At 65.7% G+C, this 18,251-nt stretch carries 18 protein-coding genes; 9 read left to right on the top strand and 9 right to left on the bottom strand.

Features of this window, described 5'->3' with window-relative positions:
* The first annotated feature begins 14 nt into the window (after positions 1-14).
* Positions 15-1,517: an exopolyphosphatase gene (ppx, locus tag BDOA9_RS20665; RefSeq protein WP_025035873.1), complete on the top strand. Its 1,503-nt coding sequence runs from the start codon at positions 15-17 to the stop codon at positions 1,515-1,517.
* Positions 1,518-1,569: 52 nt separating this feature from the next.
* Here the strand turns inward: ppx and BDOA9_RS20660 are convergent, their stop codons facing one another.
* The 4 genes from BDOA9_RS20660 to BDOA9_RS20645 form a co-directional block, all read right to left on the bottom strand.
* Positions 1,570-2,043: a hypothetical protein gene (locus BDOA9_RS20660; RefSeq protein ID WP_210183841.1), complete on the bottom strand. Its 474-nt coding sequence runs from the start codon at positions 2,041-2,043 to the stop codon at positions 1,570-1,572.
* 126 nt (positions 2,044-2,169) lie between these two features.
* Positions 2,170-3,552 (bottom strand): sensor histidine kinase, encoded by a 1,383-nt coding sequence (locus tag BDOA9_RS20655; RefSeq protein WP_025035871.1) that lies wholly within the window; start codon positions 3,550-3,552, stop codon positions 2,170-2,172.
* A complete protein-coding gene (locus BDOA9_RS20650; RefSeq protein ID WP_025035870.1) occupies positions 3,549-4,214 on the bottom strand; it encodes a response regulator transcription factor in 666 nt (221 codons plus the stop codon). Before BDOA9_RS20650 ends, BDOA9_RS20655 begins: the two co-directional genes overlap by 4 nt.
* The gene (locus BDOA9_RS20645; RefSeq protein WP_042336619.1) at positions 4,214-4,507 is read right to left on the bottom strand and encodes a PepSY domain-containing protein; all 294 of its coding nucleotides are present in this window, start codon (positions 4,505-4,507) and stop codon (positions 4,214-4,216) included. Before BDOA9_RS20645 ends, BDOA9_RS20650 begins: the two co-directional genes overlap by 1 nt.
* Before the next feature lie 166 nt (positions 4,508-4,673).
* On the opposite strand from BDOA9_RS20645, the gene BDOA9_RS20640 reads away from it, so the two are divergent.
* The 5 genes from BDOA9_RS20640 to BDOA9_RS20620 all read left to right on the top strand — a co-directional run bounded on the left by BDOA9_RS20640 (position 4,674) and on the right by BDOA9_RS20620 (position 10,187).
* Entirely contained in the window at positions 4,674-4,949 is a 276-nt protein-coding gene (locus tag BDOA9_RS20640; RefSeq protein WP_025035868.1) for a PepSY domain-containing protein, read from the top strand.
* Positions 4,950-4,960: 11 nt separating this feature from the next.
* A complete protein-coding gene (locus BDOA9_RS20635) occupies positions 4,961-5,524 on the top strand; it encodes a cytochrome b/b6 domain-containing protein (protein ID WP_025035867.1) in 564 nt (187 codons plus the stop codon).
* Positions 5,525-5,769: 245 nt separating this feature from the next.
* On the top strand, positions 5,770-6,804 hold the full coding sequence (locus BDOA9_RS20630; RefSeq protein ID WP_244521502.1) for an efflux RND transporter periplasmic adaptor subunit: 1,035 nt from the start codon (positions 5,770-5,772) through the stop codon (positions 6,802-6,804).
* Positions 6,805-9,879, top strand: coding sequence for an efflux RND transporter permease subunit (locus BDOA9_RS20625; protein ID WP_025035865.1), 3,075 nt, complete (start codon positions 6,805-6,807; stop codon positions 9,877-9,879).
* Positions 9,876-10,187: a DUF3240 family protein gene (locus BDOA9_RS20620; protein WP_025035864.1), complete on the top strand. Its 312-nt coding sequence runs from the start codon at positions 9,876-9,878 to the stop codon at positions 10,185-10,187. Before BDOA9_RS20625 ends, BDOA9_RS20620 begins: the two co-directional genes overlap by 4 nt.
* 5 nt (positions 10,188-10,192) lie before the next feature.
* Here BDOA9_RS20620 and BDOA9_RS20615 read toward each other — a convergent pair whose 3' ends face one another.
* Together BDOA9_RS20615 and ndk are read right to left on the bottom strand one after the other, a co-directional pair.
* Positions 10,193-11,053, bottom strand: coding sequence for a TerC family protein (locus tag BDOA9_RS20615; protein ID WP_025035863.1), 861 nt, complete (start codon positions 11,051-11,053; stop codon positions 10,193-10,195).
* A gap of 41 nt (positions 11,054-11,094) precedes the next feature.
* Positions 11,095-11,517 carry a nucleoside-diphosphate kinase gene (ndk, locus tag BDOA9_RS20610; protein WP_025035862.1) on the bottom strand — a complete coding sequence of 141 codons (423 nt, stop codon included), beginning with the start codon at positions 11,515-11,517 and terminating at the stop codon, positions 11,095-11,097.
* Between the two features lie 312 nt (positions 11,518-11,829).
* Between ndk and BDOA9_RS20605 the strand changes: the two genes are divergently transcribed.
* The 3 genes from BDOA9_RS20605 (at position 11,830) to BDOA9_RS20595 (ending at position 14,401) form a co-directional block, all read left to right on the top strand.
* Entirely contained in the window at positions 11,830-12,102 is a 273-nt protein-coding gene (locus tag BDOA9_RS20605) for a hypothetical protein (RefSeq protein WP_025035861.1), read from the top strand.
* Positions 12,103-12,315: 213 nt separating this feature from the next.
* Entirely contained in the window at positions 12,316-12,495 is a 180-nt protein-coding gene (locus BDOA9_RS20600; RefSeq protein ID WP_025035860.1) for a hypothetical protein, read from the top strand.
* Positions 12,496-12,541: 46 nt separating this feature from the next.
* Positions 12,542-14,401: an ABC-F family ATP-binding cassette domain-containing protein gene (locus BDOA9_RS20595; protein WP_025035859.1), complete on the top strand. Its 1,860-nt coding sequence runs from the start codon at positions 12,542-12,544 to the stop codon at positions 14,399-14,401.
* A 141-nt stretch (positions 14,402-14,542) separates the two neighbouring features.
* On the opposite strand, the gene BDOA9_RS20590 is transcribed toward BDOA9_RS20595, so the two are convergent.
* From BDOA9_RS20590 to BDOA9_RS20580, 3 genes are all read right to left on the bottom strand, one after another.
* Complete coding sequence (locus BDOA9_RS20590) at positions 14,543-15,508, bottom strand: tripartite tricarboxylate transporter substrate-binding protein (RefSeq protein ID WP_025035858.1); 966 nt, start codon at positions 15,506-15,508, stop codon at positions 14,543-14,545.
* 123 nt (positions 15,509-15,631) lie between these two features.
* The gene (locus BDOA9_RS20585) at positions 15,632-16,303 is read right to left on the bottom strand and encodes a 3'-5' exonuclease (RefSeq protein ID WP_025035857.1); all 672 of its coding nucleotides are present in this window, start codon (positions 16,301-16,303) and stop codon (positions 15,632-15,634) included.
* A gap of 1 nt (position 16,304) precedes the next feature.
* Positions 16,305-18,107: a putative nucleotidyltransferase substrate binding domain-containing protein gene (locus BDOA9_RS20580; protein ID WP_025035856.1), complete on the bottom strand. Its 1,803-nt coding sequence runs from the start codon at positions 18,105-18,107 to the stop codon at positions 16,305-16,307.
* Positions 18,108-18,251 lie beyond the last annotated feature (144 nt).

Here is an 18,251-nt window from a genome sequence, read left to right as displayed (position 1 = left end):
CGGGGATTTGCGCCGTGAAGCGGCCGCGCAAGCGCGGCTCGAGCGTCGCGGTTATCGACATCGGCTCCAACTCGGTTCGTCTCGTCGTCTACGAGGCGCTGGCGCGCAGCCTCATCCCGATCTTCAACGAGAAGACGCTGTGCGGCCTCGGGCGCGAGGTGCAGAGCACGGGCCTGCTTGCGCCCGACGCCGTCGACAAGGCGCTGACCTCGCTGAAACGGTTTCGGGCGCTGTGCCGGGTGATGCAGGTCGGGCGCGTGTTCGCGATCGCGACCGCGGCGTGCCGCGACGCCTCCAATGGTCCCGACTTTATCGCCAAGGCCGAGCGGATCTGCGCGGTCAAGATCGAGATTCTGTCCGGCCCGCGCGAGGCGCGGCTGTCCGCGCTCGGCGTGATCTCCGGCATCCACCTCCCCGACGGCATCGTCGGCGACCTCGGCGGCGGCTCGCTCGAGCTGATCGACGTGCGCAGGAACGCCGTTCGCAGCGGCGTGACATTGCCGCTCGGCGGCCTCGCGCTGCAGGACCTCGCCCACAAATCGCTCAAACGCGCCGATCGCATCGTGCGCGAGGAGATCGACGAGGTGCCGCAACTGACCGCGGGCCGCGGCCGCACCTTCTACGCCGTCGGCGGCACCTGGCGCGCGCTCGCGCGCATCCACATCATCCAGAGCGGCTATCCGCTCCAGGTGATGCACGGCTATTCCATTCCGGCTGCCGAAGCGCTCGACTTCTCGCGCCGCCTGCGGCGCCTCGCCGCCGCCGAGATGCTCGCCGACATCGAGATCGTCGCCGACGCGCGGCGCCCTCTCCTCACCTATGCGGCGCTGGTGCTCGAGCACATCATCCGCGTCGCGAAACCCAAGAACATCGTGTTCTCGACCTTCGGCGTCCGCGAGGGCCTGCTGCACGAGAAACTGCCGGAGACCGAGCGCAACAAGGACGGGCTGATCTGCGCCGCGGAAGAGCTGAACCAGCTGCTGTCACGTTCGGCCAAGCACGCCCGCGAGCTGATCGCCTGGACCGACCGGCTGGTGCGCGTCGTCAAGCTGCGCGAGACGGAAGAGGACCGCCGCCTCCGCCACACCGCGTGCCTGCTCTCCGACATCGGCTGGCGCGTGCATCCCGACCATCGCGGCGAGCAGACGCTCAGCCTTGTCGTCAACGGCAATTTCGGCGCGATCACCCACACCGAACGCGCCTTCGTCGGCCTGTCGGTGTTCTATCGCTATGCCGGCCTCAGCGAGGAAAACCAGCCGCCGGTCACCATGCAGGAGCTGCTGACGCCGGCCCAGCTCGAACGCGCGCGCCTGCTCGGTGCTGCGTTCCGCGTCGCGCATCTGATCTCGGCGGCGCGTCCGGGTGTGTTGCCGGCCACGCATTTCCGCAGCCAGGGCCGCAAATTGATGCTGGTGTTCGAGCACCGGCTCGGCGACCTCGTCGCCGACCGCGTCGGCAGCCGCTTCCGTCAGCTCGCGCGCCTGATCGGCCGCTCGGGATCGATCGTCCGGCGGTAACCGGCGAGCGCCACGCGAGCAGTGCTGCGCAGCCAGGAGCTACTACCAAAATTTACTTGGCGACGAAGCGGCTTCCGTTCCAGCGCAATATCCGGCTGCTTCCATTCACGCCCATGAGTTCGACAAAGGCCTGATTGTTGGAAGACGACAGGCGCACATCATGGGCGTGCACGGCGAGCACCCGACGATACCGGCCGCCTGCCGCAACATACACCTGGTGCAGGCAGCCGGCGGAATTGCAGAGAGTGGCGGCACTGCGGCAGCGAAAATCGTCGAAATGCAACGCGACGAACTCGGTCCCCGCCGCGGTCAGATAAAGAGCAAAGCGTTGAGCGGCAGCGATCGAGCCTCCGCAGGCAGCGTCCCACTTCCGTACGTCCGCGCGAATTTCCGCCGGGAGCATGTCGAGATACGCGGGACTCCAGGGATCTTGCGCCGTGCCGCTATGGGAAAACGCTGATTGCACAAACGCGAGCGAGGCAATGGCGGCGCTCAGCAGCATGCAAGTGAGTTTGCTCAAGTTCACGCCTTTGCTCCTGACGAATCGCGACCGACCGCTTTGGCCGATGTCAGCGCCTCAAAATATACCGTGCAGACAAGCCGCGCTTGATGCACGTCAACTCACTGGCCTCTGGTCAAGCGGCGGCTCGGATCATCGAGCAGCTGCAGCCATCCGATGGCGGCCGCCCTCTGGCGCGACGATGGCTTTCAATCCGCCGAGTTCGGACTCGGCCAGGACAAGCTGCCATCCATAGACACTGAGCACGTCCTGAACGATCGCGAGGCCGAGGCCAGCCCCTTCGCCGCGCTCATCCAGCCTGGCGCCGCGTTCGAGCACGCGGGCACGTTCGGCGGCCGCGATGCCCGGGCCGTCGTCCTCGATCGTGATCGCCGGATTCGCGCAGGCATCCGCGCCAATGCGTACCTGGCTCCTGGCGTGACGGGTGGCGTTCTCTAGGAGATTACCCAGCACTTCGGCCAGGTCCGTGCGATCGAGCGGCACGCTCGGCTCGCCGATGATGCAAGTCTTGAAGTAGAGCCCCCGTGCAGCAGGGGTGCGCGCCAGCGTCAGCATCAGGGACTCGACCAGCGGTCTGAGCGGCGTGGGGAGACCGCCGCGCTGTCGTGCCGTCCCCCGCGCCCGGGCACGCGCCAACTCGCGATCCACGTGACGGCTCATTGCCTCGCCGACGGATTCGATGGCCTTGGCGACGTCCTGCTCACCCCGTTGGCGCAAAAGCGCGGCATCGGCCGCGAGTGCGGCGAGCGGCGTCTTCAGCCCATGCGCCAAGTCAGCGGCGCGGCTGCGCGAACGGTCGATCTCTCGCTCCTGGGCGTCGATCAGGCTGTTGACCTCTTCCACCAGAGGCTTCACCTCGGTTGGGACGTCGACGGGGAGATACTTACGCCGCCCAGAGCGAACGTCCGCGACACCGCGGCGAAGTGCGTCGAGCGGCCGTAAGCCCAATCCGACCTGGATCGAGGTGGCTGCCGCCAGCACCAAGCCCAGCACGCCGAGCGCCAGCGCCAGATCCCTGGCGAAGTACGAGGCGGCAGCCGATATGCGGGCGAGATCGGCCGCCACCGCGACGCGCACCGGCGCACGGCGGTCGCCTATCGTGAGCAGCACGCGACGTTCACTGACCAGGAGCCGAGCGTTCGCCGGACCAAGGATGACGTGACGGTGCATTTCGCCTGGCGATGGCTGATCCTGCGGCAGGTCCAACGCAGTATCCCACAATGACCGTGAACGCAGCACTTGGCCGCCGTCGTCCGACACCTGCCAATACAGGCCCGAAAGCGGATCGGCAAAACGCGGGTCGGCCGGCGGCCGTCCCACCACCAGCTTGCCCTGCGCATCGGTGTCGATGCCCGCCACCAGTTGCTTGAGGTAGACATCGAGCTCATCGCCGACGGTTCGCGAGACGTGACGTTCGAACAGCAACGTCAGCCCGACGCCGGCAATGGTCAGCGCAATCAGGATGGCCACCGCTCCGCCGGCCACCAGCCTCAGCCGCAACGAGCCCCAGCTCACGGCGTCGCGTCCGGTACCAGATAGCCGAAGCCGCGCCTGGTCTCGATCAGATCGGCGCCCAGCTTCTTGCGCACCCGGCCGACCAGCACCTCGAGCGCATTCGACTCGTGGTCCTCGCCGTGGCCATAGACGTTCTCATCGAGCTCCTGCTGCGACACCACGCGGCCGCGATGATGCAGGAGAAAGGCGATCAGGCGGTATTCCAGCGGCGACAGCGCGACCGGTACGCCGCGCAGGGTCACCTTCATCTGGCGCTCGTCCAGTTCGACGGCGCCTGCCACGATCCGCGGCGAAGCGTGGCCCGCCGAGCGGCGTACGATCGAGCGCAACCGTGCCAGCAACTCCTCCATGCGGAACGGCTTGGGCAGGTAGTCGTCGCCGCCCGCGTCGATTCCATCGACGCGCTCGGCCCAGCTGCCGCGCGCGGTCAAGATCAGCACCGGCATGGACCGTCCGTTCGCACGCCAGCGCTTGAGAACCGCCAAGCCGTCCATGCCGGGCAAGCCGAGATCGAGGACGATCGCGCCATAATCCTCGGTGTCGCCGCGGAACCAGGCCTCCTCGCCGTTGCGCACGGTCTCGACCACATAGCCCGCCGCTTGGAGCGCGCTCTCCACATCGGCCGCGATCCGGCGGTCGTCCTCCACAAGCAGCAGGCGCATCACTTCTCCTTGATGCGTTCGATCTCACCGCTGCGCGCATCGACATAGGCCTCGAAGAGCCGACCCCTGTCGCCAACGATGCGAAACTCGTAAATCCAGCGGCCACGCACGCGCTCGATCTCGACCCCGGCAACCTGCCCCGGCAGCTTGCCACTAAGCGATGCGAGAATGTCGGCGAGTGACTTGATCTCGCCCGCTTCGACCGCACGGCGAACCGCGTCGGGCGGTGCTCGATCGCGGTCGCCTGCAGCCGCAGGCGCCGCTGCAAGCAGGACGCCTGCCAGCAATGGCATCGTGAGGAAGTCCAGAAAGCCAGAGGATCGCATCGACAGAGAATGCCTCAATCAACCTGACAAGTTGCTGACGTGGATCAACAGGCGCCGGTCAGGGCTCTTCTGCCAAAGTCCGCACATCGCCTCGCCGCATGACGCGGCCGGGCGCGACACAGCGGAGAAAACCATGCGCAAGACCACCATCTTCACCGCCGCCGTTGCCTTACTTGCAGCCGCCGCGACCGCTCATGCCGGCAGCCTCGGGCGGCCCTGCACTGCGGCGCCCCAGACAAGCTGGCTGCCGCTCGAGCAACTGCAGGCCAAGATCGAAGCTCAAGGCTACAAGGTCCAGAAAGCCAAGCTCAAGAATGCCTGCGGCGAACTTTATACGATCGACAAGTCCGGCAACCGGGTCGAGTTGTTCGTTGACCCGACCAGCGGCAAGATCATCGGTCAGCTGTAAGGGGCTGCACCATGAGCGCCATTCACGACGCGATCTCGGCCGGCGGCGATAAGCCGTCGGCTTCGGTCAAGGTCTGGGACCCCTTCGTGCGCGTGTTCCATTGGTCGCTGGCCGGGCTGTTTCTGCTCGCTTATGCGACGGGCGACGAGATCGAGAACGTCCATATCGCTGCCGGCTACACCATTGCCGGATTGCTGACGTTACGGATTTTGTGGGGCATCGCAGGGCCGCGCCATGCGCGCTTCAGCGAGTTCGTGCGCTCGCCGCGCGCCGTGCTCGTCTATATGCGCGACGTGGCGCTGCTGAGGGCGCCACGTTATCTCGGCCACAACCCGGCGGGCGGTGCGATGGTCGTGGCGCTGATCGTCATGCTGATCGGGACCTGCACCACCGGTTATATGATGACGACCGACAGCTTCTGGGGAGCAAAATGGGTCGAGGAGGTGCATGAGGCGTTCGCCAGCTTCACGATCGGCCTCATCGTCGTCCATGTGCTTGGCGTCCTGGTGGCGAGCTTCGAGCACCGCGAAAACCTGGTGAAGGCGATGATCACCGGCAGGAAGCGTGCATCGTGAGCGACCGAAGCGCTGCACGAACGGCAGGCAGCCTTCCGCGATGGCTCGCCCGCTTGAGGCAAATCAACCCGCCAACACGCTGGTGGAGTAGTCGAAACCTGCAATCGGGCCGGGCTTCGCCCGCCCCTGGGTGTGGACCATCCCTGATGCGAATCCTTCGCAGTACTCTCCTTCTCACCTCGACAGGGGGCAGATTCGTTCGCGCATTGCTCGCCGCCGCACTCGGCTTGTTACCTTCCGTATCCATGGCCGAGAACGAGGTGAAGCTGAGCGATGCGCAGGCGCGCAATCTCGGTGTGCGCGTGACTCACCCGCTCCCGATCCGAACCGACCTGACGCTGCCCTACCCCATCCAGATCGTCATCCCCACGCAGCAATTGTGGGTCGTCAGCGCGCCGGTGGCCGGCATGGTGGCCACTCTCCTCGTTGGACGCGGCGATCGCATCTCGGCCGGCCAGCCGCTCGTGATGCTGGAGAGCCCCAGTTTCGTCTCCCAACAACGCGACTACCTGCACGCGATCGCACAGGAGCTGCTCGCCAGTCAGCAGCTGAAGCGGAATATCGATCTGTTCGAGGGCAAGGCGGTGCCTCAGCGCGTGCTGGAGACGAGCCAAGCGGAAGCCCGCCAGGCCTCCCTCGTGGTCGCCGAGCGGCGTCAGATGCTGCATCTGAGCGGGATGTCCGACGAGGCCATTGCCCGGCTGGCACAGGACGCGGCGATCAGCGCCACGCTCACGGTCAACGCACAGCAGACGGCATCCGTGGTCGAGGTCGCGGTATCGCCGGGGCAGCGGCTCGAACAATCTGCGCCGCTCGTCAAGCTCGCGCGGCTCTCGCCGCTATGGGCGGAAATCGCGGTTCCTGCAGCCAATATTCGTGCGATCCGCGCCGGAGCGAGGGTCGAAATCGAGGGTTATTCCACGCCCGGCAAGGTCGTGCTGGTCTCCGAGACCATCGACGCCGCCACCCAGACCATCCTGGTTCGCGCGGAGATCCCGAACGACGGGGAGCTGCATCCCGGACAGGCCGCCGCCGCCCGCATCGGCTTTCTATCCGCCGGCGAAAGCGCTTGGGAGATTCCCTACAATGGACTGGTGCGGCGCGGCGAGCAGACGTCGGTGTTCGTTGCCGTCCCTGATGGCTTCCGGCTCGTGCCGGTCAAGCTCGTTGCCGAAGATCAGGACCATGTCGTCGTGTCCGGTGCCATCACGGATCAGGATGAGATTGCGATCGGCGGTGTCTCGGCGCTTCGCGGCATTCTCTCGGGCCTGGGGCAATAGATGCTTCGGCACCTGGTCGCGTTTGCGCTTTCGCAGCGACTATTCGTGCTGCTGGGCGTGTTGCTGCTGATCGGCGCCAGCGCCGTGCTCCTGCCCGGCCTGCCGATCGACGCGTTTCCCGATGTCTCGCCGGTCCAGGTCAAGATCATCATGAAGGCGCCGGGCCTGACGCCCGAAGAGGTCGAGCAGCGCATCACGGTCCCCGTCGAGATCGAACTGCTCGGACTGCCGAACAAGAAGGTCCTTCGTTCGACCACGAAATATGCGCTGGCCGACATCACCGTGGATTTCGAGGACGGCACCGACATTTACTGGGCGCGCAACCAGGTCTCGGAGCGGTTATCGAACGTCGCGCGCGACTTCCCCGACGGAGTGAGCGGAGGCCTTGCGCCGATCACGAGCCCCCTGGGCGAGATGTTCATGTTCACGATCGACAGTCCCGAGCTGTCGCTCGCCGAGCGCCGGACCCTGCTCGATTGGGTGATCCGTCCCGCGCTGCGGACGGTCGCCGGCGTTGCCGATGTCAATGCGCTCGGCGGTTACGTCCGCGCCTTCGAGATCGTGCCGCGCAACGATGCGCTCGCCGCGCGCGGCATTTCCTACGAGGTGTTTCGCCGCGCCATCGAGGCCAACAGCCGCAATGACGGCGCCGGACGGGTGAACCAGGGCGAGGACAGCGCCCTGGTCCGGATCGAGGGCAGCATCCGATCGGTCGAAGACATCAAGGCCATCGTCGTCGACACCCGCGAGGGCGTGCCGATCCTGGTCAGCGACGTCGCGAGCGTCAAGGTCGGGACGCTGACCCGCTATGGCGCCGTCACGTCGGACGGCAGCGGCGAGACCGTCGAGGGGCTCGTCCTCGGATTGCGCGGCGCCAACGCCGGGCAGCTCGTTCGCGATGTGCGCACCCGGCTCGCCGAGCTGCAACCCTCGCTGCCGAAAAGCGTCTCCATCAACGTCTTTTACGATCGCAGCCGCCTGGTCAACCGCGCCGTCGGCACCGTCGTGCGAGCGCTCGGCGAGGCCACCGCCCTCGTCGTCGTTCTCCTGCTGCTTTTCCTCGGCAATTGGCGGGCCTCGCTGGTGATCGCGCTCACCCTGCCGCTGGCCATCGTCATCGCGCTGATCGTCATGCGCCTGGCCGGGATGTCGGCCAACCTGATGAGCCTCGGCGGACTTGCGATCGCGATCGGGATGTTGATCGATGCGCTGGTCGTGGTGGTCGAGAACATCGTCGGCAACCTCGGCAAGCACGAACCGGGCAAAGCCGCTCCTCTGGTCCACCTGGTGTACCGTTCGGTTTGCGAAGTCCTGGAACCGGTCGCCTCGGGCGTCCTCATCATCATCATCGTGTTCCTGCCGCTGCTGACGCTGCAGGGACTGGAGGGGAAGCTCTTCATCCCGGTCGCGCTGGCCATCATCTTCGCGCTGGCCGGCTCACTGCTGCTGGCCCTCACAGTGGTGCCGGTCATGACCTCCTACGTGCTGACGTCGGCCTCGCATCGCGATCCGATGCTGGTCCGTGCGGCGCAGCGGCTCTACGCGCCCGCATTGGGCTGGGCCTTGAGGAACGAGCGCAAGGTGATGGTTGCGGCTTTGATCGGCCTGGTCGCCGCGGGCTTCGCCTATACCAAGCTCGGCAAGACCTTCATGCCGACGATGGACGAAGGCGACGTCATCGTCAGCGTGGAGACGTTGCCTTCCGTCAATCTCGACGAATCGCTTGCCATCAATGCAAGGCTGCAGAGGGCACTTCTGGCCGTTCCTGATATCGCCGGCATCGTCGCACGGACCGGGTCGGACGAGCTCGGCCTCGATCCCATGGGGCCCAACCAGACCGACACGTTTCTCGTGCTCAAGCCGGCCGCCGAGAGGCAGACCGACAATCGCGACGCGCTGCTGCAGAAGCTCCGCGAGGTCCTGACGGGCTTTCCGGGCATATCACTCAGCTTCACCCAGCCCATCGACATGCGCGTACAGGAGATGATCAGCGGCGTGCGTGGCGACGTCGCAGTCAAGATCTTCGGCTCCGACATCGCCAGGCTGAACGAAGCGGCGGCCAGGCTGGCGGCCATCCTGTCCAGCATCGACGGAGCCGAGGACGTCTACACCACCCTGAACGAAGGCGCCCAGTATTACACGGTCGCGGTCAACCGCATGGAGGCCGGCCGCCTCGGCCTCACCGTGGATGCCGTCGTCAGTTCCCTCCGGACCCAGATCGAGGGGCGGACGATCGGGACCGCGCTCGAGGAAGGCCGCCGCACACCGATTCTCGTCCGCGGCAGTGAGACGACCAGGGCGGCACCGACGCTGTTGGCAAGCCTGCCGTTGACGCTCGCCTCCGGACGGCATGTGGCGCTGTCGCAGGTCGCGCGCATCCAGCGCGTGGACGGGCCGCTGAAGATCGACCGCGAGGACGGCGCACGGATGAGCGTCGTCCGCGCCAATGTCCGCGGTCGCGACATGGTCGGCTTCGTCGAAGCGGCCCGCCAGAAGGTTGCAACGGAACTTCCGCTCCCAAGCGGCTACCGGCTGACATGGGGCGGACAGTTCGAAAATCAGCAACGCGCTGCCGCACGTTTGTCGATCGTCGTGCCCGTCGCGATCGGTCTCATCTTCCTGCTGCTCTTCACCACGTTCGGCGCCATCCGGCAGGCGCTGCTGGTGCTGGTCAACATCCCCTTTGCCCTGATCGGGGGCGTCTTCGCCCTGGTGCTGACCGGTGAGTACCTGTCGGTGCCGGCCTCGGTCGGGTTCATCGCCCTGCTCGGCATTGCCGTCCTCAACGGCGTCGTGCTGGTGTCCTATTTCAACCAGCTCCGCGCCCACGGCCTGCCCGAGGACCGTATCGTCGTCGAGGGGGCCATGCGCAGGCTTCGGCCGGTGCTGATGACCGCGAGCATCACGGCGCTTGGCCTGATCCCGTTGCTGTTCGCGTCCGGACCAGGGTCGGAAGTGCAGCGGCCGCTCGCTATCGTCGTGATCGGAGGACTGGTGTCCTCCACCCTGCTCACCCTGATTCTCCTCCCGATCCTGTATCGCCGCTATGGCGGAACATCGAAGGTGGCGAAATGACCGATCAGCCGCTCTGTCTCACGCTGATCGTGCCGCATCAGCTCCGCGACGAGGTATTCGACTATCTCGCTGAACAGAGCGATCTCGTTTCAGGATTCAGCGCATCGCACGGAGCCGGTCACGGCGCCGACGTGCGACTACACTCGGCTGCCGAACGCGTGAGGGGCCACGCCGATCAGACCGCCGTACAGGTGATCTTGACGCAGACAGCGGCCGGCAGCCTGCTTGATCGGCTGCGGGCTTCATTTGCCGGAACCAGGCTCGTCTATTGGACGATGCCCGTGACGGAATTCGGCACGATCGAGTGAACAGCCTATTCCGCCGAGGCCCTGGCGTGGCGCTCGGAGGATGCCAGCGCGACGGCGGTCAATCTGCGCCGGCGCCAGATGCTGCCGACGACCAGGACGACGACGACGCCGAGCGCGGCGCAGAAATACTCGCCGCCTGCCCCGCCATGGCCGAATTGCGACGGGATGCGGAATACCCCGAGCATGGCATCGAGCGAGGCACCGAACGGCCCCTCGAACATCGCGTGCAGCCGCGGCGCGACGCCGGGATCGGTCGCCATCACCTCGCCCGCGATCCAGCCGAGCAGTGCCGCGCCGGCCCAGACCAGGACTGGCAGCTTTTCCAGCAGCGCCATGATCAGCGCCGCGCCGGCGACGATCAGCGGCACGCTGATGGCAAGGCCGAGGATCAGGAGCGGCACGCTGCCATTGGCCGCGGCGGCCACCGCGATGACGTTGTCGAGGCTCATGACGATGTCGGCGACCACGACGATCTGGATCGCCTGCCACAGATGCGCGGCAGCGTCGACGTCGTCGTCCTCGTCGTGCTCCGGCACGAGCAGCTTGGCCGCGATCACGATCAGCGCAAGTCCGCCGACCAGCTTGAGATACGGCAGCTCCATCAGGCTGGCGACGATGCCGGTGAAGATGATCCGGAGCATCACCGCTGCGCCGGCGCCAAAGATCATGCCCCAGAGCCGATGCCGCGGCGACAGACCGCGGCACGCGAGTGCGATCACCAGCGCGTTGTCGCCGGAGAGCAGGATGTTGATCCAGATGATCTTGCCGACCGCGATCCAGAACGTCGGAGCGGCCATCTCGTTGCGGAACTGGGTGAAGAAGGTCCCGATCGTAGCGGGATCGAAGATCTGCCAGAGCCAGTCCACAATGAGTCCTTTCGCCCGTCGCCTCTAACCTGCCGGCTGGATCAGCCGACGATCTCGTTGCCCGAGAAGAATTGCGCGATCTCAATCGCGGCGGTCTCCGGCGCATCCGAACCGTGGACCGAGTTTTCGCCGATCGACTTGGCGTAGAGCTTGCGCACGGTGCCCTCGGCCGCCTTGGACGGATCGGTCGCGCCCATCACTTCGCGGTACTTGGCGATCGCGCCCTCGCCTTCCAGCACCTGAACCACGACCGGGCCGGAGGTCATGAACGCGACGAGCTCGCCGAAGAAGGGGCGTGCCTTGTGGACGGCATAGAAGGTCTCGGCCTGCTCCTTGGTCATGCGGATGCGCTTCTGCGCGACGATGCGCAGGCCCGCCTTCTCGATCACGGCGTTGACCGCGCCGGTCAGGTTACGCTCGGTCGCGTCGGGCTTGATGATCGAGAAAGTGCGTTCGATGGCCATGATGTTGTCCCTGGGAAGAAAGCGGTGGTTGGCGGGTTGCGGGGCTTATATCGGCGGCTTGGCCGGACGGCAAGCGACCGCCGGAACAGCCTCACAGGCCTTGCCGCAGGGGGCGGCGTCCGATTTCGGCTTGGATGACAAGAATTTCACCCGGATGAACCCAATCTGAAACCGCCGTCAGGGTTCGGTTCAGCTTCGCCGGCGTAAGGTCCGGCCTATCGAAACCGAAGCCTGATCGTCAAGGCGGACCGTTTCGGCGGCCTTTCCATCGACGCGGATCCCCCCGCGCCGGCAGTTTTTGAGGAGATCACCATGTTGAGGAAACTTTCGCTTGCCGCTGTCGCCGCGGTTGCGCTCGGTGCCGCGCTGGCCCCGACCTCGGCCTCCGCTCACTGGCATGGCGGCGGCCCGGGCTGGCACGGCGGCGGCCCGGGCTGGCACGGCGGCGGCTGGCACGGCGGCTACCGCTGGGGCGGCCCGCGCTTCTACGCCCCGGTCTCTTACGGCTATGGCGGCTGCTATGTGCGCCGGCTGGTCCCGACTCCCTGGGGCCCCCGCTGGCGGCTGATCAACCGCTGCTACTGAACCCGTCAGCACCTTTCGAAAGGTACCTAAGCCCCCCAGGTACCTTCCAGGAGAAGCCCCGGCGCCCCCCTCGCCGGGGCTTTGCCTTGAGCGTACAAGGCGCGACTCATACAATTTTTACGAGAATGCCCGTCACTGCCCATAATCAGCGAAACCATTTCGCCGGCAATGACTTGGTACCGTGTCCTTACTTCGAGCACACGGAACCTTGCGATGGCTGGGCTTTTTGCCAGTGACAGCGAACAGATCGACCGGCGCACCAGCCGCTCGATTTGCGATGCCGTGGGCGAACGGTTGCAGCAGAGCCTCCGGCCCGAGCCGCGCCTGCCGACCCATCTCGAGCAGCTCCTGAACGAGCTGCAGCGGCGCGAGCGGGAGCGCGAGAGGTACTGACGGAAAAACGAGTTGCGTTCGACGCGCCTTGCGGTGACAAGGCCGCATGCTCTCCATCACCGACCTCTCCATCCGCCTCGCCGGACGCCTCTTGATCGACCAGAGTTCCGTGCAGATCACGCCCGGGTCGCGCGTCGGCCTGGTCGGACGCAACGGCACAGGCAAGTCGACGCTGTTCAAGGTGATCCGCGGCGAGCTTGCGGCCGAGCACGGCACGGTGACCCTGCCGCCGCGCTGGCGCATCGGCAGCCTGGCGCAGGAAGCGCCGAACGGCCCGGAAAGCCTGATCTCGGTCGTGCTCAAGGCCGACCTCGAACGCGACGCGCTGCTCAACGAGGCCGAGCACGCCACCGATCCGCACCGCATCGCGGAGATCCAGACCCGCCTCGTCGACATCGACGCCCACTCGGCGCCGAGCCGCGCGGCCGCGATCCTCTCCGGCCTCGGCTTCTCCGCTGCCGATCAGCTGCGACCCTGCGCCGAATTCTCCGGCGGCTGGCGCATGCGCGTCGCGCTCGCCGCGACGTTGTTCGCGGCGCCCGATCTTCTGCTGCTCGACGAGCCCACCAACTATCTCGACCTCGAGGGCACGCTGTGGCTGGAGGATCACCTCGCGCATTATGCGCGCACCGTGATCGTGATCAGCCACGACCGCGACCTCCTGGAAAGCTCGGTCGACCAGATCCTGCATCTGGAGCGCGGCAAGCTCACGCTCTATAAGGGCTCGTATTCCTCGTTCGAGGAGCAGCGCGCCGCGCGCGAGCTGCTCGATGCCAAGGCGGTCAAGCGCCAGGAGGCCGAGCGCGCCCGCCTGCAGGCCTTCGTCGACCGCTTCAAGGCCAAGGCATCGAAAGCCCGGCAGGCACAGTCTCGCGTGAAAATGCTGGAACGGCTGAAGCCGATCACGGCGCTGGTCACCGAAGACGTGCGCGAGATCAGCTTCCCGGCGCCGGAGAAGATCCTGTCACCGCCGATCATCGCCGTCGACAACGCCTCGGTCGGCTACGACCCGGCGAGCCCGGTGCTCAATCGCGTCACCTTGCGCATCGACAATGACGACCGCATCGCGCTGCTGGGTGCCAACGGCAACGGCAAGTCGACGCTGGTGAAGCTGCTCGCCGGACGTCTCGCGCCGTTCTCGGGCAAGGTGACGCGCGCCGACAAGCTGTCGATCGCCTATTTCGCGCAGCACCAGCTCGACGAGCTCAACGAGGACGCCTCGGCCTACGACCACGTCCGCAAGCTGATGGGCGATGCGCCCGAAGCCAAGGTGCGCGCCCGCGCCGGCGCGATCGGCTTCTCCGGCAAGGCCGCGGACACCAAGGCGGGCAAATTGTCAGGCGGCGAAAAGGCGCGCCTGCTTCTGGGCCTTGCGACCTTCTTCGGACCCAACATGATCATCCTGGACGAGCCGACCAACCATCTCGACATCGACAGCCGCGGCGCGCTCGCGGAGGCGATCAACGAGTTTCCCGGCGCGGTGATCATGGTCTCGCACGACCGCTACCTGATCGAGGCCTGCGCCGATCGGCTCTGGATCGTCGCCGATCGCACCGTCACCAATTACGACGGCGATCTCGACGAATATCGCCGCCTGGTGCTGTCGACGCGCAACGCGGAGGCCCCGCGCGAGCGCAACGCGCCGCCTGAGAAGCCACAGCGCCCAAGAGCGGACAATCGCGGAGGCTTGAAGAAGCGCATCGCCGAAGCCGAGGCCGAGATCGCCCGCGTCAGCGAGATCATCGCCAAGATCGACACGGCGCTGGCCTTGCCCGACATTTTCACGCGCGATCCGAAGCAAGCGGCGCAGCTGTCGAAGGCGCGCGCCAATGCCGCCGACGCGCTGGCGCGGGCCGAGGAGCAATGGCTGGAGGCGAGCGCGCAGTTCGACGAGGCGGCGGGTTAGCGCCTCCACGGCGGGCTCGCTCCAAACCAAACCTGCAAAACAACCCCATGCACAGTACCGGTAATTTGACACCGGCAAGCAACCTATTGAAAAAGCTGCATCTTACTCGCTCGGCCGACAAGCCTCACGGGCCGCATGAGCTCAATCCGCGAATTGCCCGGCCGCCTTGATGATCGGCGCCCAGCGGTCGATCTCGTTCGTCAGCATCGCGCCCAACGCCTCCGGCGTCGCCTTGTCCTGCGGGACCGGCTCGGTGTTGATGTCGTTGAACCGCGCGATCAGCGCGGGATCTTTCAACGCGGTCTGCAGCGCCGCAGTCAGCTTCTGAACGATCGCCGGCGGCGTGCCCTTGGGCGCGTAGATGCCGTGCCAGACGCCGAGCTCGAAGCCCTTGAGGCCCGCCTCGTCGGCGGTCGGCAGATCGGGCAGGCTCTTCAGCCGCTCCTTGGTGGTGATCGCATAGGCCTTGACCTGCTTGGCGGTGATCGGCCCGGTGGTGTTGGTCGCCTGGTCGCAGGTGAGATCGATCTGCTTGCCGAGCAGATCGTTCATGATCGGGCCGTTGCCTTTGTAAGGCACCGTGGTGAGCTGCTTCTGGATCGCGGTCATGAACAGCATGCCGCACAGATGCGAGGCCGCACCTAGGCCGGCATTGGCATAGGTCAGCTTGTCGCCCTGCTGCTGGGCGTAGGCGACGAGGTCCTTGAGCGTGTCGGCCGGGAAATCGGGCCGCGCGATGATGGTCATCGGCGCGTTGGTGACGAGCCCGATCGGCGCAAAGGCGGTCTTGGTGTCGTAGCTGAGATTGCGGTAGAGCGTCGCCGCGGTCGAGATGCCGACGTGATGGATCAGCAGCGTGTAGCCGTCCGGCTGGGCGCGCGCGGCGCGGGTCGTGCCGATGGTGCCGCCGGCGCCGGTCGCGTTCTCGACGATGATCTGCTGCCCCAGCGATTTCGCCATGCCCGCGGCGGTCAGCCGCGCGATGGTGTCGGTCGGCCCGCCCGCGGCGAATGGCACCAGCATGGTGATGGGCCTCGTCGGATAGTCCTGGGCGAATGCCGCACCGAGCGGCAGAAGCAGCGCCGATACGAGGGCAATGAACCGCATAGTTTCCTCCGGATTGTTGTTTGCGCCATCAAAGCGCATTCCGGGGCGCGCGACCATCACGAAAGCGGGCGGCATACCGCGAAAAAGAGCTGCAGGCTCGGGACGAGCTCTCTCTGGCGCCGGTCATGCCCCGGTCGGATTGAAGACCGGACTGGTCCGCCGGCGCGCGATGCGTACGCCACGCCGGGTCAGGTCGCGCAACTGCACGAACATCATCGCCGTCATCAATGCGTCGTTGAAGGCATCGTGCTGTCCGAGCGGCGGGATGCAGAGGTCGCGGAGAATCGCGGCGAACGACAGGTCGACCGAGGTGTTTGGCGGCGCGTCGCCGTATTTGCGGTCGTAGTAAAGTCGCGACACTTCGATGCGTTCGTTGGGCAGCTCAATTCCCACCAGCGGCAGGATGTACTTGTCCAGCATGGCGATGTCGAAATCGATATAATAACCGATCAGCGGACGCGGCCCGATGAAGTGCAGAAAGCCCGGCAACACCTTCCAGACGATCGGCGCAGCTTCGACGTCGGACCGGCGCAAATGGTGAATTCTGATCGCTTCCGCCCCGAGCTCCCTGTCGGGATGGATGATGGCTTCGAAACGCGCGCTGGTCAAAATCCGATTGCCGCGGATCTTGATGGCCGCGATGGCGACAACATCGTCCGTTCGCACGTTCAGACCGGTGGTCTCGCAATCGATGACGACAAACTCGTCGTCTGGCGCGCGACCGAACATGAAGCGGTAGGACTGGTCGCTCAGGGTTGCCTGGTGCAACAGTCTCTTGATCGCGCGAGGCAGCATTCTAGAACATGCCCAGCTTGAAATGATGACCAACGATCTCGCGAAACTTCTTCACCACCTGGAGCGCGTCACGCAACAGATGGCGCTCCATGCTGGACAGGTGCGCCGGCCGCACCAGAGTCCCCGATGCGCCGGCGGACGCGGCCAGCTGCCCGTCGAGCCGAAGCATCAGCAGGAACCGGAACGCCTGTTTCAGATCGCGTCCAAAGTCCGCTTGCAGCACGCCGAGATCACATAGCCGGGAGATGCGTTTATCGGTGGAGGTCTCGCGCAGCCCCTGTTCGAGCGCCAGGCTGCGAACGCCGTGCACGATCGGAAAGATACCACCTTTCTTGAGGTCGAGCGCGTCTCCCGTGCCCTCGGACGTGATCAGATTGTTGAAGAGGCCGATCGGCGTCTCGAACGCGTCAACCGCGCGGGCAAAATGGGCCATGAACGCCTGCTCGCCCCGGGTCATGTCGATCAGCGCCGTCTTGGCGTCGTCCAGCAGTTGCTCATCGCCCGCGATCGCCTGGGCATCGTAGATGATGGCCACATTCATGTGCCCGGCCTGGTTGGGAAGCATGATCCAGCGGCGCAGATCTGCAAGATATTCGGAGAGCGGCCTGGACCATGCCGGATTGCGCACCATGATATCGCCGGGACAGGGCGGAAAGCCGAAGCTCTCGAGCGCGGCGAAGAACTCGCGGCGGAACGCCTCGAGGATTTCATCCCGCATCGGGCCGGCCAGGATGAGGCCGTTGTCCTGGTCGGTCCGTACGGTCTGCTCTCCCCGCCCCTCGCTTCCCATCACGATCAGGCAGCCGCCGGTGCGCAGCTCGGCCGGCGCGACCATGTCGAACAGCCGCGACAGCAGGCGCCGGTTGAGATCGGAGACGATCTCCGCAATGACCTCCACCTTGACGCCCTGCCGCCGCAGCACGCGCGTTTGCGTCTCGATCTCGCGCGCTGCGGTGGCAAGGTCCTGCCGGCTCGAGGCGCGATCGATGCGGCCGGCGGTGACCTGGGCGCTTCCCGCCAGGAATCCCAGCAGGTCGATCTCCTCCAGAATGCCGACGAACTCCTCACCCTCGCGCACGACAAGCCGCCGCTTGTTGTGCTTGGTCATCAGCAGGAGAGCCGAGGATACGAAATCGTCGCGCCGCAAAGAGACGAGGTCGTAATTGGCGAGCCTGCCCACCGCCGTCTGGATCGACTGCCGCCCCAGCACCACGGCCTTGGACAGGTTCATGCCTGTGACGATGCCGATCCGCTCGCCGTCCCGGACGAACAGCGCATTGCTGTTGACCTCGCGCATCAGGTGACCGGCGGTCTCGATCGTGTCGCTGGCCGCCAAGAAGACCGGCGGATGCAGGAACAATTCGCCGACCTTGGCATGCATCAACGAGCCGTAGCGCCGCGCCTCCTCATCGTTGGCGAGCTCGTCCAGCTTCTGGGATATCTCGCGGTAAAAGAACGCGGCAAAGCGCGGATTTGTCTTGATCAGATCGAGGGCGACCTTCCGGGGGATCACATAGCAGAGCGTCTCGTCGCGGGCGAAGAACTGATGGCCGCTATGATCGTGAACGAGCGCCCGACTGTCGAACGTATCCTTGGGGCCGAGCAATGCGAGCAGGTCGACATCGCTCCGCTCCTCGACGATGCCCTTGATCACGACGTAGAGCGCCTCCGCCGGGGCGTCCCGCCTGATGATCGCTTCACCCGGACTGAAGTAGGCGATGTCGAGCGCGGCCCGCAACGTCTCGGCCTCGTTCGGCGTCAGACGATCGAATGGCGGGTTGCTGATATCGAACGCCTTGGGCATTTCGACCTTTCAAAGACGCGGACTATCTAAAGCGCGATGCGATTGGGATGAATCGTCATCGCGCTTTGGGTCATTGTTTGAGCATGATCTTTTCGGAAAACCGCTTCGCACGTTTCCGGATCATGCTCTAGGACGATCGACCAT

The sequence above is a fragment of the Bradyrhizobium sp. DOA9 genome (genome assembly GCF_000617845.2).
Lineage (GTDB): Bacteria > Pseudomonadota > Alphaproteobacteria > Rhizobiales > Xanthobacteraceae > Bradyrhizobium.
This window is presented reverse-complemented; position numbering and strand designations above follow the sequence as displayed.

Coding starts and splice junctions, on each gene's coding strand:
- BDOA9_RS20590 (WP_025035858.1), bottom strand. CDS start 15,508: ATGCGGTTCATTGCCCTCGTATCGGCGCTGCTTCTGCCGCTCGGTGCG.
- BDOA9_RS20630 (WP_244521502.1), top strand. CDS start 5,770: ATGGCCGAGAACGAGGTGAAGCTGAGCGATGCGCAGGCGCGCAATCTC.
- BDOA9_RS20605 (WP_025035861.1), top strand. CDS start 11,830: ATGTTGAGGAAACTTTCGCTTGCCGCTGTCGCCGCGGTTGCGCTCGGT.
- BDOA9_RS20625 (WP_025035865.1), top strand. CDS start 6,805: ATGCTTCGGCACCTGGTCGCGTTTGCGCTTTCGCAGCGACTATTCGTG.
- BDOA9_RS20650 (WP_025035870.1), bottom strand. CDS start 4,214: ATGCGCCTGCTGCTTGTGGAGGACGACCGCCGGATCGCGGCCGATGTG.
- BDOA9_RS20595 (WP_025035859.1), top strand. CDS start 12,542: ATGCTCTCCATCACCGACCTCTCCATCCGCCTCGCCGGACGCCTCTTG.
- BDOA9_RS20645 (WP_042336619.1), bottom strand. CDS start 4,507: ATGCCATTGCTGGCAGGCGTCCTGCTTGCAGCGGCGCCTGCGGCTGCA.
- BDOA9_RS20585 (WP_025035857.1), bottom strand. CDS start 16,303: ATGCTGCCTCGCGCGATCAAGAGACTGTTGCACCAGGCAACCCTGAGC.
- BDOA9_RS20620 (WP_025035864.1), top strand. CDS start 9,876: ATGACCGATCAGCCGCTCTGTCTCACGCTGATCGTGCCGCATCAGCTC.
- BDOA9_RS20600 (WP_025035860.1), top strand. CDS start 12,316: ATGGCTGGGCTTTTTGCCAGTGACAGCGAACAGATCGACCGGCGCACC.
- BDOA9_RS20640 (WP_025035868.1), top strand. CDS start 4,674: ATGCGCAAGACCACCATCTTCACCGCCGCCGTTGCCTTACTTGCAGCC.
- ndk (WP_025035862.1), bottom strand. CDS start 11,517: ATGGCCATCGAACGCACTTTCTCGATCATCAAGCCCGACGCGACCGAG.
- BDOA9_RS20635 (WP_025035867.1), top strand. CDS start 4,961: ATGAGCGCCATTCACGACGCGATCTCGGCCGGCGGCGATAAGCCGTCG.
- BDOA9_RS20580 (WP_025035856.1), bottom strand. CDS start 18,107: ATGCCCAAGGCGTTCGATATCAGCAACCCGCCATTCGATCGTCTGACG.